Genomic DNA, 238 nt, shown 5'->3' on the forward strand with positions numbered 1-238 from the left:
CATCAATAGCCACATCAACAAGCGGCATTACAAGTAATAGGACAACACACGATGGGCAATCAAAACGCAGTAACCGTGCAACACCAAGCTAGCCAACATCGTTTTGTGGTTATCACTCAAGGTGTTGAGGCAGTACTTGAATATCACTTAGAGGGTCAAAATATTGATTTTAGTCGCACCTTTGTACCACCCGCTTTACGCGGCCAAGGGATTGCCGAAAAATTGGTTCATACAGGAC

Annotated in this window: 1 protein-coding gene; it reads left to right on the forward strand. The window is 44.5% G+C overall.

Translation table 11 applies throughout. The features are described 5' to 3' along the window. Window positions 1-51: 51 nt before the first annotated feature. The coding region (locus AAEZ00_RS22100) for a GNAT family N-acetyltransferase (protein ID WP_351090184.1) at window positions 52-238 on the forward strand (187 nt) is incomplete at its 3' end.

The sequence above is a fragment of the Shewanella sp. S1-49-MNA-CIBAN-0167 genome, assembly GCF_040310145.1.
GTDB lineage: Bacteria > Pseudomonadota > Gammaproteobacteria > Enterobacterales > Shewanellaceae > Shewanella > Shewanella psychromarinicola.